General features: G+C 75.9%; 13 protein-coding genes. 3 read left to right on the plus strand and 10 right to left on the minus strand.

The genetic code is table 11. The annotated features are described in order from the left end of the window. Positions 1-41: 41 nt before the first annotated feature. From arc to BM048_RS13065, 3 genes are all read right to left on the minus strand, one after another. Positions 42-1,694, minus strand: a complete 1,653-nt coding sequence (gene arc, locus BM048_RS13055; RefSeq protein ID WP_239078789.1) for a proteasome ATPase — start codon at positions 1,692-1,694, stop codon at positions 42-44. Between the two features lie 246 nt (positions 1,695-1,940). After that, positions 1,941-2,969, minus strand: coding sequence for a tRNA (adenine-N1)-methyltransferase (locus tag BM048_RS13060; protein ID WP_090033715.1), 1,029 nt, complete (start codon positions 2,967-2,969; stop codon positions 1,941-1,943). 11 nt (positions 2,970-2,980) lie between these two features. Beyond that, on the minus strand, positions 2,981-4,168 hold the full coding sequence (locus BM048_RS13065) for a site-2 protease family protein (protein ID WP_239078788.1): 1,188 nt from the start codon (positions 4,166-4,168) through the stop codon (positions 2,981-2,983). Between the two features lie 195 nt (positions 4,169-4,363). On the opposite strand from BM048_RS13065, the gene BM048_RS13070 reads away from it, so the two are divergent. Further along, entirely contained in the window at positions 4,364-5,248 is an 885-nt protein-coding gene (locus BM048_RS13070) for a RecB family exonuclease (protein ID WP_239078787.1), read from the plus strand. A 21-nt stretch (positions 5,249-5,269) separates the two neighbouring features. Here BM048_RS13070 and BM048_RS13075 read toward each other — a convergent pair whose 3' ends face one another. Further along, positions 5,270-5,977, minus strand: a complete 708-nt coding sequence (locus BM048_RS13075; RefSeq protein ID WP_275407338.1) for an HAD family hydrolase — start codon at positions 5,975-5,977, stop codon at positions 5,270-5,272. 166 nt (positions 5,978-6,143) lie between these two features. Here BM048_RS13075 and BM048_RS13080 point away from each other — a divergent pair, with 166 nt between their 5' ends. Then, positions 6,144-6,953 carry a PAC2 family protein gene (locus BM048_RS13080; RefSeq protein ID WP_090033828.1) on the plus strand — a complete coding sequence of 270 codons (810 nt, stop codon included), beginning with the start codon at positions 6,144-6,146 and terminating at the stop codon, positions 6,951-6,953. A gap of 45 nt (positions 6,954-6,998) precedes the next feature. Here BM048_RS13080 and mshC read toward each other — a convergent pair whose 3' ends face one another. The 5 genes from mshC to BM048_RS13105 all read right to left on the minus strand — a co-directional run bounded on the left by mshC (position 6,999) and on the right by BM048_RS13105 (position 13,895). Then, the gene (gene mshC / locus BM048_RS13085) at positions 6,999-8,309 is read right to left on the minus strand and encodes a cysteine--1-D-myo-inosityl 2-amino-2-deoxy-alpha-D-glucopyranoside ligase (RefSeq protein ID WP_090033718.1); all 1,311 of its coding nucleotides are present in this window, start codon (positions 8,307-8,309) and stop codon (positions 6,999-7,001) included. Between the two features lie 9 nt (positions 8,310-8,318). Continuing rightward, positions 8,319-8,720: a nitrite reductase small subunit NirD gene (gene nirD, locus BM048_RS13090; RefSeq protein ID WP_090033719.1), complete on the minus strand. Its 402-nt coding sequence runs from the start codon at positions 8,718-8,720 to the stop codon at positions 8,319-8,321. Beyond that, entirely contained in the window at positions 8,717-11,404 is a 2,688-nt protein-coding gene (gene nirB, locus BM048_RS13095; protein WP_090033721.1) for a nitrite reductase large subunit NirB, read from the minus strand. Before nirB ends, nirD begins: the two co-directional genes overlap by 4 nt. After that, positions 11,404-12,798, minus strand: a complete 1,395-nt coding sequence (locus tag BM048_RS13100; protein ID WP_090033723.1) for an MFS transporter — start codon at positions 12,796-12,798, stop codon at positions 11,404-11,406. Before BM048_RS13100 ends, nirB begins: the two co-directional genes overlap by 1 nt. Before the next feature lie 209 nt (positions 12,799-13,007). Then, complete coding sequence (locus tag BM048_RS13105) at positions 13,008-13,895, minus strand: undecaprenyl-diphosphate phosphatase (RefSeq protein ID WP_090033724.1); 888 nt, start codon at positions 13,893-13,895, stop codon at positions 13,008-13,010. A gap of 115 nt (positions 13,896-14,010) precedes the next feature. Between BM048_RS13105 and BM048_RS13110 the strand changes: the two genes are divergently transcribed. Continuing rightward, the gene (locus BM048_RS13110; protein WP_090033726.1) at positions 14,011-14,991 is read left to right on the plus strand and encodes an aldo/keto reductase; all 981 of its coding nucleotides are present in this window, start codon (positions 14,011-14,013) and stop codon (positions 14,989-14,991) included. 79 nt (positions 14,992-15,070) lie between these two features. Here the strand turns inward: BM048_RS13110 and BM048_RS13115 are convergent, their stop codons facing one another. After that, on the minus strand, positions 15,071-15,355 hold the full coding sequence (locus BM048_RS13115) for a primosomal protein (protein WP_090033830.1): 285 nt from the start codon (positions 15,353-15,355) through the stop codon (positions 15,071-15,073). Between the last annotated feature and the right edge of the window lie 18 nt (positions 15,356-15,373).

Consider the following 15,373-nt stretch of genomic DNA (forward strand, 5'->3'; position numbering starts at 1 on the left):
GGGCGGGCCGTCGCGCCGACGGCCCGCCCCCCGGGGCGTCCCTACAGGTACTGCCCCGTGCTCGTCACCGTCTCGATGGTGCGCGCGCCCTCCTGGCCCTTCTTGCCCTGGACGATCGTGCGGATGAACACGATCCGCTCGCCCTTCTTGCCGGAGATGCGCGCCCAGTCGTCGGGGTTCGTCGTGTTGGGCAGGTCCTCGTTCTCCTTGAACTCGTCGACGACGGCCGCGAGCAGGTGGTCCACCCGGATGCCGCGCTGACCCGTGGCCAGGAGGTCCTTGATGGCCGTCTTCTTCGCGCGGTCGACGATGTTCTGGATCATCGCGCCGGAGTTGAAGTCCTTGAAGTACAGGACCTCCTTGTCGCCGCTGGCGTACGTGACCTCGAGGAACCGGTTCTCGTCGCTCTCGGAGTACATGCGCTCCACGACGCGGCCGATCATCCCCTCGACCGTGGCGCGCGCGTCGCCCCCGTGCTCGGCCAGGTCGTCGGCGTGGACGGGCAGGTCCGGCGTGAGGTACTTCGCGAACACCTCGCGGGCGCCCTCGGCGTCGGGCCGCTCGATCTTGATCTTCACGTCGAGGCGGCCGGGACGCAGGATCGCGGGGTCGATCATGTCCTCGCGGTTGGAGGCGCCGATCACGATGACGTTCTCGAGCCGCTCGACGCCGTCGATCTCCGCCAGGAGCTGCGGCACGATCGTCGTCTCGACGTCCGAGGAGACGCCCGTCCCGCGGGTGCGGAAGAGGGACTCCATCTCGTCGAAGAAGACGACGACGGGGTTGCCCTGCGACGCCTTCTCCCGGGCGCGGGCGAAGATGAGCCGGATGTGCCGCTCGGTCTCCCCCACGTACTTGTTGAGCAGCTCGGGGCCCTTGACGTTGAGGAAGTAGCTGCGGGTGTCGGTGACGCCCTCCTCGCCGCGCAGCCGGGCCGCCGTCTGCGCCAGCGAGTGCGCCACGGCCTTCGCGATGAGCGTCTTGCCGCAGCCGGGCGGGCCGTAGAGCAGCACGCCCTTCGGCGGCTTGAGGCCGTGCTCGCGGAACAGCTCGGGGTGCAGGAAGGGCAGCTCCACCGCGTCGCGGATGGCCTCGATCTGCGGGCCGAGGCCGCCGATGTCCTCGTACTCGATGTCCGGGACCTCCTCGAGGACGAGCTCCTCGACCTCGGCCTTGGGGATCACCTCGAACACGAACCCGGAGCGCGAGTCGACCGTCAGCGCGTCGCCGACGCGCACGCGGGCGTCGGCCACCTGGCCGGCGAACCGCACGACCCGCTCCTCGTCGCCCCGCCCGACGACGAGCGCCCGCCCGTCTCCCAGCAGCTCCTTGACGGTGACGAGCTCGCCGACCTTCTCGTACCCGCCCGCCTCGACGACGGTGAGCGCCTCGTTGAGCATGACCTCCTGGCCGGGCCGCAGGGCGCCGACCTCGAGCGTCGGGCTGGCGCCCACGTGCATCTTGCGGCCCGCCGAGACGATGTCCACGCTGCCGTCGGCGCGTGCCCCGAGGAACGTGGCGTACGTCCCCGGGGGCTTGGCCAGGTCGTCCACCTGCCGCTTGAGCTCGACGATCTGCTCGCGCGCCGCCAGGAGCGCCTCCGTCAGGCGCTCGTTCTTCGCGGCGAGCACCGCCAGCTGGCGGGCCGTCTCGGCACCGCCCCGGTCGTCCATGCCCGTCATCGCGTCCGTCATCGCGTCGGCCTCCGTCCGTCGTGGCGCGCCGGCCCCCGCGGACTGGTCCGAGGACCCGGCCCCGCCGACCCTAGTGCGGCCCGCGGTCCGACGACGAGCCGTGCGGCCGCGTCGTCACCGGACCGACACACAGGTATCCGGCCCGTCACACCGCCGCAACGCGGCGCGTGACCGCCACCACGCCCCGACGGCCAGGACGGGCGCAGGCGGTGCGGCTGCTCGCGACGAGGACCGGGGGGCGGACCGTCAGGCGTCGGCCGGCGGCTGCCCGACGGCGCGTCGCGCGCGCCGCACGTGCTTGTCGGACGGCAACCGCTCGCCGAGGCCCTCGGCGGTCCACAGCTCGTCCTCCCCGCCGTCGTCGCCCGGGCGGCCGTCGGGCGTCACCGGGTAGGAGCCCTTCGCCGGGCGCCGCTTGCGCAGCGGCGCCTCGACCCCGTCGGCCAGGCGGCGGGTGGTCAGCAGGAAGCCCGTGTGCCCGACCATCCGGTGCTGCGGCCGCACGGCGAGCCCCTCGAGGTGCCAGCCCCGCACCATCGACTCCCAGGCCTCCGGCTCGGTGAACCGGCCGTCGCTGCGCAGGTCCTCGGCGGTGCGGGACAGCTGCGTGGTCGTCGCGACGTAGGCGATGAGCACGCCGCCCGGCGCGAGCACACCGGCCACCGCGTCGATGTTCTCCCACGGCGCGAGCATGTCGAGCACGACGCGGTCGACCTCCCCGCGGCCGTGCGCCGCCGGGGCCACGTCCGCGAGGTCCCCGACCGACAGCGTCCACGCCGGGTGCGGACCGCCGAAGAAGCCCTCGACGTTCCCGCGCGCGATGGCCGCGAAGTCCTCGCGGCGCTCGACGCTGTGCACGGCACCCTCGTCGCCCACGGCCCGGAGCAGGGACATGGTCAGCGCGCCGGAACCGACGCCTGCCTCCAGCACGCGCGCCCCGGGGTAGATGTCCGCCATGGCCACGACCTGCCCGGCGTCCTTGGGGTAGACCACCGCGGCCCCGCGCGGCATGGACAGCACGTGGTCGGCCAGCAGCGGCCGCAGCGCGAGGTACTCCACGCCGGAGGTGTTCTGCACGACCGTGCCCTCGGGCGCGCCGACGAGCAGGTCGTGGCGCAGGTAGCCGCGGTGGGTGTGGAAGGCGCCGTCCTCGGTGAGGGTGATGGTGCTCAGCCGCCCCCGGGCGTCCGTGAGCTGGACCCGCTCCCCGAGGCGGAAGACCCCGCGGCGCAGGTGGGCGCCCGTCGGGCCGGAGGGGGCGGGGGGTGTGGTCACGACGGGCCAGTCTAGGTGCGCGCCCTCAGGTGGGCGACGACGTCGACGGCGCTGACGAGCCCGACGACGCGGCCGTCCACCACGGCCACGGCCACGTCGGAGTGCTCGCAGGCCGCCACGAGCGCCCGCATGAGAGCGGGTCCCGCGAGCCGCCCGTCGACCGCGGCTCCGGCCGGCAGCGCGGCGGTCACCGCCGACACCGGGGTGGTCGCCGCGGCGGCCGGGGGCACGGCGAGGGCGTCGGGCCGGCGGACCCGCCCGACGGGACGCCCCGCCTCGTCGAGCACGACGATCTCCCCCGCGCCCGCGGCGGCGGCCGTGCCCACGGCGTGCGCCACGCTGGCGCCGGCGGGCACCGTGACCGCCGGCCGCACGACCGCCTCGAGCCGCAGGGCGTCGCGGCGGCGCTCCCACCGGTCGGCCGCGAGCGCGTCGCGGGCGCCCTGGAACAGGTGGGCGCCGAGCAGGCAGGACCACACGGCACCGAGCAGGCTCGGCCGCTCCCCGCGCAGCAGCGGCCCGCCGAGCACCCACACGGGCACGCCGACGGCGAGCACGACGCCCGCCCACGCCGCCACGCGCGTACCCGTCGACCGGTCGTGGACCGCGCCCCACACCGCCGCCTCGACCACCCGTCCCCCGTCGAGCGGGAGCCCGGGCAGCAGGTTGAACAGGGCGACGAAGGCGTTGGCGACGCCGAGCCCCCACAGGAGCAGGTCCGCCACGCCGCCCGGTGCCACGAGCGAGGCGCCCGCGAACCCGACCCCCGCGAGCACGAGGTTCGCGGCCGGCCCGGCGACGGCCACGAGCGCGCTGGTCAGCGGCGTCGGCGACGCCCCCCCGAAGGACGTGTGCCCGCCCCACAGCGTCAGCACGAACTCGTGCGGCTGCTGCCCGCGCGACCGCGCGACGAAGCCGTGCGCCAGCTCGTGCACGAGCACGGAGGCGAACAGCAGCACCGTGAACACCAGCGCGATGCCGTAGGCACCCACCCCGAGCCCCGGGAACTGGCTCCCGACGACCGGCAGGAACACCACCGCGAGCACGAGCGCGGCCACGACCGAGCTCGGCGCGAGGACGACGGGCGCACCGGCGACGCGCCCCAGGACCCAGCCCGGGCTGCGCGTGCCCGTCCGCCCCGGGGCCGCCACGGGCCGGGCGGCGGAGGGGGGCGGGGGCGCGCTGACCGGGTCGCTCACCGGGTCAGGGTAGGTGGCGCGGGGTCCGGGCGCGGCGCGGTGCGGGGACGTTCCCAGCCGGGTGCCAGCCGGATGCCAGCCGGGTGCCAGGCGTGGCACGGGGTGTGCTGTCGGGTGTGCTGCGCGGTGTGCTGCGCGGTGTCCTGCGCGGGTGTCCTGCCGGGGCGTGTCGGTGGGGCCACCTACCCTCGACGCGTGACCATCGACGCACCCGTCCGCCCCGACCTCGACGCGGGACCCGCGCGGCGGCCGGGGCTCTCCCCCTCCCGGGCCGGTGACTTCCAGCGGTGCCCGCTGCTGTTCCGCTACCGCTCGGTGGACCGGCTGCCGGAGCCGGCCAGCCCGGCCGCGGCCCGCGGCACCCTCGTGCACGCCGTGCTCGAGGACCTGTTCGACCTGCCGGCGGCGGAGCGCACGCCGGCCGCCGCGCGGGCGATGGTGGCGGGCCGCTGGGAGCAGCTCCTGCTCGAGGACCCGCGCTGCACCGCCCTGTTCGACGACCCCGCGGCGCTGTCCGCGTGGCTGCGCTCCGCCGAGGCGCTGCTCGACACCTACTTCCGCCTCGAGGACCCGACGCGGCTGGAGCCCTCGGAGCGGGAGCTCGCCGTGCTGCACGACCTCGAGGACGGGCCCCAGCTGCGCGGCATCGTCGACCGCGTCGACGTGGCGCCGAACGGCTGGGTGCGGGTCGTGGACTACAAGACCGGCCGCTCGCCCTCGCCCGGGTTCGAGGCGTCCGCCCTGTTCCAGATGCGCTTCTACGCGCTGGTGCTGTGGCGGACCCGGGGCGTCGTGCCCAAGCTCCTGCAGCTCGAGTACCTCGGCGACGGCACGGTCGTGCGGCACGAGCCCACGGAGGCCGAGCTGCTCGTCCTCGAGCAGCGCGTGCGCGCGGTGTGGGCCGCGGTGCAGGAGGCCGCCCGCACGGGCCGGTGGGAGGCGCGGCCCTCGCGCCTGTGCGACTGGTGCTCCTTCCGGGACCGGTGCCCGTCCTTCGGCGGGACCGTCGTGCCGCCGGACCCCGACGCGGTCGAGCACGCCACGGGGGTCCGGCCGCTCGACGCGGCCCCCGCAGCCTGACGGCGGGGGGGGCAGCGCCCGTCAGGCCGCGTCGGCCCGGCGCAGCACCTCGCCCGCCGCGACGCGCGCGAGGACGGCGAGGTCGACGTCCACGAGCGAGCGCACCACGCTGAGCCCGGGCTGCTCCTGCACGGGGACGACCGCCTCCACCGCCAGGGTGCGGGCCCCGGAGGCGAGCGCGGACGCGATGCCCGACGGCGAGTCCTCGAGCGCGACGCACGCGGTGACGTCCACGCCCAGCAGGTCGGCGCCGCGCAGGTAGGGCTCGGGGTCCGGCTTGGGGTGCTCGACGTCGTCCCCGGCGACGACCACGTCGAACAGGCCGGTGGCCGCGGCGAACGGATCGGCGAGCGTGCGGAAGGACGACGTCACGAGCGCCGTGGGCACGCCCGCGGCGCGGACCGCGCGGACCAGCTCCAGCGCGCCGGGCTGCCACGGCGTGCGCGCCGCGACGGCGGCGGCCATGCGCGCGTTGAGCTCGGCGACGATCTCCTCGACCCCGAGGTCGACCCCGCGGGCCTGCAGGACGCCGGCGGAGTACCGCATCGGCCGGCCGACCAGCGCCATGCCGTCGGCGTGCGACCACGTGCCGCCGTGCGCGGTGACGAGGTCGGTCTCCGCCGCGATCCAGAACGGCTCGCTGTCGATGAGCGTCCCGTCCATGTCGAACAGGACGGCGGCGGGCAGGACGGCGGGCAGCTCGGCAGGCGTGACGGGCGTGGGGTGCACGGGGCTCCTCGGGACGGTGGGGGCGACGCGCGGAGCGGGAGGCCCGCGCGGGGCGGCCACGCCGTCGGGGCACCGTCAGCCTACCGGGGCACCCGCCGCCTAGGCTGGGCGGGTGACCGAGCACGTGCCCGCCGAGGGCGGGACCCTGTCGTCCGACGACACCGTGATGCTGGCGGCCTTCGAGGGCTGGAACGACGCGGGCAGCGCCGCGTCGCTCGCGCTGGAGCACCTCGCGGACGTGTGGGGCGCGGAGCAGGTCGACGAGCTCGACCCGGAGGAGTACCACGACTTCCAGGTGAACCGCCCCACCGTCGGCCCGGGTCCGGACGGCGAGCGCCGGCTGACGTGGCCCACGACGAAGGTGTCCGTCGCGACGCTGCCCGGCGGGCGCCAGGTCGTCCTCGTGCACGGGATCGAGCCGTCGATGCGGTGGCGCCGCTACTGCGCCGAGCTGCTCGACATCGCGACGAACCTGCACGTGGGCTCCGTGGTGACGGTCGGGGCCCTGCTGGCGGACGTGCCGCACACCCGCCCCATCCCGGTGTCGGCGACGACGGACGACCCGGACCTGCGCGACGCGCTCGGCCTCGAGGCCAACACCTACGAGGGCCCGACCGGGATCGTCGGCGTGCTGCAGCACGAGGCGCGGGCGCAGGGCCGGCGCGCGCTGTCGCTGTGGGCCGCGGTGCCGCACTACGTCGCGCACCCGCCGTCGCCGAAGGCGACGCTGGCGATCCTGCACAAGATCGAGCAGGTCATCGGGGCGACGGTGCCCCTGGGCGAGCTGGTCGAGGACGCAATCGCGTGGCAGCACGGGGTCGACGAGCTCGCGGGCGAGGACAGCGAGATCGGCGACTACGTGCGCCAGCTCGAGGAGGCCAAGGACACCGCGGAGCTGCCCGAGGCGTCCGGCGAGGCGATCGCGCAGGAGTTCGAGCGCTACCTGCGCCGGCGGGACCGCGGCACCAACGGCTGACGCGGGGCGGCGACGGCTCCCGCTACGCGCCCGAGCCGGGGGCCGTCAGAGGCGGACGCCGAGCAGGGCGTCGATCGTGCGCGCCACGAGCCCGGGCGCGCCCTCGTCCCAGCCGGTGCCGCCGGTGCCGCCGGTCCCGTCGGTCGCGCTACCGGCCGACGTGCGCTCCGCCCACGCGTCGACGGCCGCGAGCGCCGTCGGGGTGTCGAGGTCGTCGGCGACCGCCGCCCGCACCGCGGCGAGCGTGCCCGACGCCTCCGCGCCGCCGTTCCCGCCGAGCGCGTCGCGCCAGCGCGCGAGCCGCTCCTGCGCCGTCGCGAGCACCTCGTCGGTCCACTCCCAGTCGTCCCGGTACCGGTGGGCGAGGATCGCCAGCCGGACGGCCATGGGGTCGACGCCCCGCGCGCGCAGGACGGAGACGAGGACGAGGTTGCCCTTGGACTTGCTCATCTTCTCGCCGTGCAGCCCCACCATGCCCGTGTGCAGGTGCGTGCGCGCCGAGGCGCCGTCGTCGAGCACCCGGGCGTGGGACGAGCTCATCTCGTGGTGCGGGAAGACGAGGTCGCTGCCGCCGCCCTGCACGTCGAACGGCAGGCCCAGCCCGTCCCGGGCGATGACGGCGCACTCGATGTGCCACCCGGGCCGGCCGCGACCCAGCACCCCGCCGTCCCACGCGGGCTCCCCGGCGCGCTCCCGCCGCCACAGCAGCGGGTCCAGCGGGGACCGCTTGCCCGGCCGGTCCGGGTCGCCCCCGCGCTCGGCGAACACCGCGCGCATGCCCGCCGCGTCCAGCCCGGCGGGGGTGCCGGGCCCGGCCAGCGCGCCGAACGCGGGGTCGACGGCGAGGTCGGCGTACACGTCGCCGCGCGCCGGGTCGTCGTCGAGGGCGTCCGGCGACGGCACGCGGTACGCGGCCCCGGCGGCGAGCAGCGCCTCCACGGCGGCGACGACCGCGGGCACGGACTCCACCGCGCCGGTCCACACGTCCGGCGGCACGACGCCGAGCGCGGCCATGTCCTCCCCGTACAGCGCCACCTGCTCGGCGGCCAGCTCGCGCCAGTCGCGCCCGGTGGCGGCGGCGCGCTCCAGCAGCGGGTCGTCCACGTCGGTCACGTTGGAGGCGTACCGCACGGCCAGGCCGGCGTCCCGCCAGGCGCGGACGAGCACGTCGAAGGCGACGTAGGTGGCCGCGTGGCCGAGGTGCGTCGCGTCGTAGGGCGTGATCCCGCAGACGTAGAGGGACGCCGTCGGGCCGTCGGCCGGCACCACGAGCGTCCCCGTCGCGGAGTCGCGCAGCCGCACGGGGTCCCCCCGGCCCGGGAGCGCAGGGATCTGCGGGGCCGGCCAGGTGAGCACCGGTCGAGCCTACCGGCGTCCCACGAGCACCTCGTCGCCCTCCACCCGGACCGGGTACGTCCCGAGCCGCACGCCGGGGTCGTCGAGGCACTCCCCCGTGCGCAGGTCGAAGACCTGCTTGTACAGCGGCCCCGCCACGGTCGCCCGGCCGCCCCGCGTCCCGACCAGCCCGCGCGCCACCACGTTGGCGCCCGAGACGGGGTCCCGGTGGTCGACGGCCAGCACCTCGTCGTCGACGAGGCGGAACAGGGCCACCTGGTGCCCGTCGACGAGCGCCGCCGCGCCGCGCTCGGGCACGAGGTCCGCCAGCCGGCACACCCGGACCCAGATGACGTCGGCGGTGGAGGCCGCCGCGTCCTCGGGTGCGGACGACCCGGCGGGAGGCGCGGGGGCGGGCAGGGTCGTCGTCATCGCGTCATCACCTCGAGGGTCGGGCCGGCGACGAGCACCGCGCCGCCGGCGGCGCGCTCGGCCGGGGTCGCGGGGCGGCGCTGGCCCCGCTCCGGGACGTAGGTCAGGTCGGGGTCGGCGGCGTCCGGGGCGTTGACGAACGACGCGAACCGCCGCAGCCGCTCGGGGTCGGCGAGCGTGGCCGCCCACTCGTCCGTGTAGCCCTCGACGTGCCGCGCCATCTGCGCGTCGAGCTCGGCCGCGATGCCCAGGGAGTCCTCGAGGACGACCGCGCGGACGTGCTCGAGCCCGCCCTCGACCTCCTCGAGCCACGGGGCCGTGCGCTGCAGCCGGTCGGCCGTGCGGACGTAGTACAGGAGGAACCGGTCGATGGTGCGCACGAGCGCCTCGTCGTCCAGGTCCTCCGCGAGGAGCTGCGCGTGGCGCGGGGTGAAGCCGCCGTTGCCGCCGACGTAGACGTTCCACCCCTTGTCGGTGGCGATGACGCCGACGTCCTTGCCGCGGGCCTCGGCGCACTCGCGGGCGCAGCCCGACACCCCGAGCTTCAGCTTGTGCGGGCTGCGCAGGCCCCGGTACCGCAGCTCGAGCAGCACCGCCATGGCCACGGAGTCCTGGACGCCGAACCGGCACCACGTCGAACCGACGCACGACTTCACGGTCCGCAGGGACTTGCCGTAGGCGTGGCCGGACTCGAACCCCGCGGCGACGAGCCGCTCCCAGATCGCCGGCAGCTGCTCGATCCGCGCGCCGAACAGGTCGATGCGCTGGCCGCCGGTGATCTTCGTGTAGAGCCCGAAGTCCTCCGCCACCCGCCCGATCGCGACGAGCCCGGCGGGCGTCACCTCCCCGCCGGGGATGCGCGGCACGACGGAGTACGTGCCGTCCTTCTGCATGTTGGCCATGACGTGGTCGTTCGTGTCCTGCAGCGCGGCGGCCTCGCCGTCGAGCACGTGCCCGCCGACGAGGGACGCGAGGACCGAGGCCACCACGGGCCGGCAGATGTCGCAGCCGCGCCCGGACCCGTACCGCTCGACGAGCTCGGTGAACGTCGTGATGCCCGTGACGCGCACGATGTCGAACAGCTGCGCCCGGCTCTGCGCGAAGTGCTCGCACAGCCCGCGCGACACGGCCACGCCGGCGGCCTCGAGCTCGGTGGTCACGAGCCGCTTGACCAGCGGCAGGCAGGACCCGCAGCTCGTGCCGGCGCGCGTGCACGCCTTCACGGCGCCCACGTCGGTGCACCCGTCGCAGCGGACGGCGTCGCGGACGCGGCCGGCGGTGACGTTGTTGCAGGAGCAGACCGTCGCCTCGTCGGGCAGGGCGGTCCGCGCCGCGGCGCCGCCCTCCGCGCCCTCGGGCAGCAGCCAGGCCGCCGGGTCCCCGCCCAGCTCGGTCCCGAGCAGCGGCCGCAGCCCGGCGTAGGCGGACGCGTCGCCGACGAGGACGCCGCCGAGCAGGGTGCGCGCGTCGTCGGACAGGACGAGCTTCTTGTAGACGCCGGCCACCGGGTCGGCGTAGACGACCGCCAGGGCACCGGGGGCGGCGCCCATCGCGTCGCCGAAGCTCGCGACGTCGACCCCGAGCAGCTTGAGCTTCGTCGACAGGTCGGCTCCCGGGAACGAGGCCCCGCCGCCGAGCAGCCGGTCGACGACCACCTCGGCCATCGAGTACCCGGGGGCGACGAGCCCCAGGCACCGGCCCTCCAGGCACGCCACCTCCCCGACGGCCCACACGGCAGGGTCGTCGGTCCGGCACGCGTCGTCCACCACGACCCCGCCGCGCGGCCCGACGGGCAGGCCCGCCGCCCGCGCCAGCTCGTCGCGCGGGCGCACACCGGCGGCCACCACGACGACGTCGACGTCGAGGACCTCGCCCCGGTCCTCGCCCGGCCGGGGCGCGAACTCCATCGCCCCGACGTGCCCGGCGCGGGTCGCGGCGTCGGGGGCGTCCGCGGGGACCGGGTGCAGCCGCGCGGTGGCCGTGCCGGTGTGCACGCTGACGCCCAGGCCCTCGACGAGGCGGCGCAACGCCTCGCCGCCGCCCTCGTCGACCTGCAGGGGCATGAGCCGGGGGGCGAACTCGACGACGTGGCTCGTCGCGCCGAGGGCCGCGAGCGCCCCGGCGGCCTCGAGCCCGAGGAGCCCGCCGCCGACGACCGCGCCGACGACCGGCCGGCCCTCCGCCGCGCGCCGCGCGGCCAGGTCCGTCACGTAGGCCTGCAGCGCCTCGACGTCGTCGAGCGTGCGGTAGACGAACACGCCGGGCAGGTCCGTGCCGGGCACTGGCGGCACGAACGCCGACGAGCCCGTCGCCAGGACGAGGGCGTCGTAGGCGAACGCCGCCCCCGTGGAGGTGACGACCGTCCGCGCCGCCCGGTCGATCCCCGTCGCCGCCTCGCCGAGCCGCAGGTCGACACGGCGGTCGGCCCACAGCGCACGGTCCCCGAGCACGAGCTCGTCGGGGGTCCGGCCCGCGAAGAAGGACGTGAGCGCAACGCGGTCGTACGGGACCCGGGTCTCCTCGGCCAGGACGGTCACGCGCCAGCCGGGTCCGGCGGCGCCGGGCGTGCCGGTCCCGGCCGACCCCTCGTCGAGCCGGGACAGCAGGGCCTCGACGAGCCGCTGGGCGACCATGCCGCCCCCGACCACGACGAGGTGCCGGGCGGCTGTGCTGTCGGCGCCCATCAGGCGCCGATCGCACGGGCGGCGGCGCCCCTGCGCAGGTAGAAGGCCCACGTGACGACGAGCATGACGACGAAGACGCCGACGTAGAGCTGCAGCGCCGGCATGATCGAGCCGGTGCTCGCCTTCGCCCAGGCGTAGCAGATGGGGACGAGGAACCCGCCGAACGCGCCGACCGAGGAGATGATGCCCAGCGCGCCGGCGGCCTCCCGCTTCGTGGCGACGAGCTCGTCGGGACCCGCGCCGCGGGCCAGGGCCTGGGAGCGGAAGATCGCCGGGATCATGCGGTACGTCGAGCCGTTGCCGATGCCGGTGGCGACGAACAGCAGCATGAACGCCGCGAAGAAGACGGGCAGCCGCGCGGTCTGGACGCCCACGATGGCCAGCACGCCGCCCACCGTCATGAGGCCGAAGCTCAGCGCCGTGATGAGCGCGCCGCCGTACCGGTCCGACAGCTTGCCGCCGATCGGCCGTGCGACGGAGCCGATGCCCGCCCCGAGGAAGCCCCAGGCCAGCGCGATGTCGGCGCGGTCGAAGGCGCTCTTCAGCAGCGACGGGAACGCGGAGGAGTAGCCGATGAAGGAGCCGAAGGTGCCGATGTAGAGGAAGGACAGCACCCAGGTGTGCAGGCGGCGCGTGGAGTCCACGACGGGGCGCCAGTCGGCCTTGGCCTCGGTGAGGTTGTCCATGAAGAGGAACGCGAGCACCGCGGCCGCCACGGCCAGCGGCACGTACATGAGCCCGGCCCGCGCCAGCACCAGCCCGCCGCCGGCGACCACCACCAGGGGCACGACCTTCTGCACGACGGCGACGCCGATGTTGCCGCCCGCGGCGTTGAGCCCGAGCGCGAAGCCCTTCTCCCGCTCGGGGTAGAAGAACGAGATGTTCGCCATGGACGAGGCGAAGTTGCCCCCGCCGAGGCCCGCGGTCGCCGCGACGGCCAGCAGCAGCCCGAAGGGGATGCCGGGGTTCGACACCGCCCAGGCCAGGCCCAGGCACGGGATGACGAGCAGCAGCGCGGACACGACGGTCCAGTTGCGCCCGCCGAAGACCGGCACCGCGAAGGTGTACGGGATGCGCAGCAGCGCGCCCACGCCGGACGGCACGGCCACGAGCCACAGCGCCTGGCTCGTGGTCAGGTTCCAGCCGGGCGCCGCGGACAGCCCTGTCGTCGCGTCGGCGGTCATCTGGACGACGACGATGCTCCACAGCAGCCAGACGGAGAAGCCGATGTGCTCGGCCAGGACGGACCAGACGAGGTTGCGGCGGGCGACGGAGCGACCGGTCCGCTCCCAGAACCCCTGGTCCTCGGGGTCCCAGTGGTCGATCCAGCGGCCGCGCCGGCGGCCGGACGGGGAGGGCGGTGCGGGTGTCGCCTCGAGCGTGGGGACGGCCATGTCGGCTCCTCGGGAGCGTGCGGGGGGCAGCGGGGCGTGCGTGGCCGGCGGTGCCGGCGGTGCCTCCGCACCGTCAGGCGGTGCGGGCGGTGGTGCCCTGTGACGTCCCCGACGCTACGAGCGCGGTGTTACACCGCGAGGTGCGCGTCGTTTCCTCGTCGGAACGGTTGTCTCTCACCCGGCCCGGGGCCGGTGTGAGCGCGGCCGGTTCAGGCGGCCGAGGCGCCCGACAGCGGCTCCAGCACGCCGACCAGCAGCAGGACGACGACGAGCGCCGCCAGGCCCAGCCGGTACCAGACGAACGGCCAGTAGCTGCGGGTGGAGACGAGCTTGAGGAAGCCGATGATGACCACGTAGCCGACGACGAACGAGATGACCGTGGCGACGAGGGTCGGCAGCGCGCCGGGCGTCCCCGCCGTCCCCAGGTCGCCCGCGCTCTTGACGAGCTGGAACAGCCCCGAGCCGAACACGGCCGGCAGCGCGAGCAGGAAGGAGTACCGGGCCGCGGCCTCGCGGGTGTAGCCCATGAGCAGCCCGAAGGTGATGGTGCCGCCCGAGCGGGAGACGCCGGGCACGAGCGCCAGCGCCTGCGCCAGGCCGAAGTACAGCGCGTGCTTCGGCGTCAGCTCCTCGAGCATGCGCCGCTTGGCGCCGACGCGGTCGGCCCAGCCGAGCACGAGCGCGAAGACCGCCAGCGTCCCCGCGATGAGCCAGAGGTTGCGGAACGGCTCCTCGATCTGCTCCTGGAAGGCGAGCCCGAGCACGACGATGGGCACCGAGCCGAGGATGACGAACCAGCCCATGAGCGCGTCGTGGTCCTGCGCCCGTCCCCGGGGAGCCCCGAGCCGGGACCGCAGGTCCGTGCCCAGCCGACCGGTCAGCGCCCGCCACCACGCCGCGACGATGCGGGCGATGTCCTTGCGGAAGTAGAGGAGCACGGCGAGCTCGGTGCCGAGCTGGATGATCGCCGTGAAGGCGGCCCCCGGGTCGGAGCCCATGAGCTCCCCGACGATCCGCAGGTGCGCGCTGGAGGAGATGGGCAGAAACTCGGTCAGCCCCTGGACCAGACCCAGGACCGCCGCCTCGATGACTCCCATGCCGTTCTCCACGAGCGCCGACCCTAACCGCCCCCGCCGCGGCGCCCCCGGTCCCCGTGACGAGGGCTGCCTCACACCACCTGGCCCCACGGGCGGTTGCGTAGGGTGACCGGCCATGGAGCAGCGCCACCTCGGTCGGACCGGGCTGCAGGTGTCCCGGCTCGGCCTCGGGACGATGACCTGGAGCCGCGACACCGACCCGCACGACGCCGGGGAGCAGCTGCGCACCTTCCTCGACGCGGGCGGGACCCTCGTCGACACCGCGGCCTCCTACGCGGACGGCGGTGCCGAGGAGCTGCTGGGCGAGCTGCTGCGCGGCGACGTGGCGCGCGAGGACGTCGTGCTGTGCACGAAGGCGGGCGTCCGGTCGACCGCGGGCGGCGGGGTGGTCGACGCCTCGCGCGGGGCCATGCTCGCGTCGCTGGACGCGTCGCTGCGCCGGCTGGGCACCGACCACGTCGACCTCTGGCTGGTGCAGGGGCCGGACGCGCGCACGCCGCTGGAGGAGACGGTGGCGACCCTGCGGCTGGCCGTGAGCACCGGCCGGGCCCGGTACGTCGGCCTCGCCAACCACCCCGGGTGGCAGGTCGCGCGGGCCGCGGGCCTGCTCGACGACGGCACGGGCCTGGCCGCGGTGCAGGCGGAGTACAACCTCCTGCAGCGCGGCGTCGAGCGGGAGGTGCTGCCCGCGGCGCAGGCGCTGGGCGCGGGGCTGCTGGCCTGGTCGGCGCTCGGCCGCGGGGTGCTGACCGGCAAGTACCGCCGCACCGTGCCGCCGGACTCCCGCGCCGCCTCCACCCACCTGGCGGGGTTCGTCGAGCCCTACCTCACGCGTGCCGCCGCGACCGTCGTCGAGGCGTGCGCGACCGCGGCGGCCGGGCTCGAGGTGTCCCCGCTGGACGTCGCGCTGGCGTGGGTGCGGGACCGGCCGGGCGTCGCCGCGGCGCTCGTCGGGCCGCGCACCACCGGGCAGCTCCGCGCGTGCCTGGCGGCCGACGACGTCGTGCTCCCGCCGCAGATCCGCGCCGCCCTCGACGAGGTGACGGCACCGGTCGTCGGCTACCCGGAGCGGTTCGGCCCGGCCGCCCGGCCGTGAGCCCGACCCTGAGCCCGGCCGTGAGCCTGGCCGTGAGCCCGGCCGTGAGCCCGGTCCCGCGCGCGGGCGGCGCCCGGGGTCAGCGCGCCGGCGCGGGGGCGTCCTCGTCGAGGTCGTCGTCCTCGAGGTCGTCCTCGTCGTCGAGGTCGTCGCCCTCCTCGTCGTCCTCGGCCAGGTAGAACGGCGTCGCCTCCCCGTGGACGGTGCCGAGCGCGTCGTCGTAGACCTCGAACGCGTCCGCCAGCACGTCGTACGCGTCGTCGACGGCCGGGTCGTCCTCCCCCTGGCGCTGGGCGACGGCCGCGTAGTGCGCCTCGAGGGCGGCGATGAGGCGGTCCAGGGCGGCGCGCGGGTCGACGGTCATGCCCTGACCGTAGCGCCG

Origin of the sequence: Cellulomonas marina (assembly GCF_900111925.1) — a bacterium.
GTDB lineage: Bacteria > Actinomycetota > Actinomycetes > Actinomycetales > Cellulomonadaceae > Cellulomonas > Cellulomonas marina.

Coding starts and splice junctions, on each gene's coding strand:
- BM048_RS13115 (WP_090033830.1), bottom strand. CDS start 15,355: ATGACCGTCGACCCGCGCGCCGCCCTGGACCGCCTCATCGCCGCCCTC.
- nirD (WP_090033719.1), bottom strand. CDS start 8,720: ATGACGACGACCCTGCCCGCCCCCGCGCCTCCCGCCGGGTCGTCCGCA.
- arc (WP_239078789.1), bottom strand. CDS start 1,694: ATGACGGACGCGATGACGGGCATGGACGACCGGGGCGGTGCCGAGACG.
- BM048_RS13105 (WP_090033724.1), bottom strand. CDS start 13,895: ATGGGAGTCATCGAGGCGGCGGTCCTGGGTCTGGTCCAGGGGCTGACC.
- nirB (WP_090033721.1), bottom strand. CDS start 11,404: ATGGGCGCCGACAGCACAGCCGCCCGGCACCTCGTCGTGGTCGGGGGC.
- BM048_RS13110 (WP_090033726.1), top strand. CDS start 14,011: ATGGAGCAGCGCCACCTCGGTCGGACCGGGCTGCAGGTGTCCCGGCTC.
- BM048_RS13080 (WP_090033828.1), top strand. CDS start 6,144: ATGCTGGCGGCCTTCGAGGGCTGGAACGACGCGGGCAGCGCCGCGTCG.
- BM048_RS13100 (WP_090033723.1), bottom strand. CDS start 12,798: ATGGCCGTCCCCACGCTCGAGGCGACACCCGCACCGCCCTCCCCGTCC.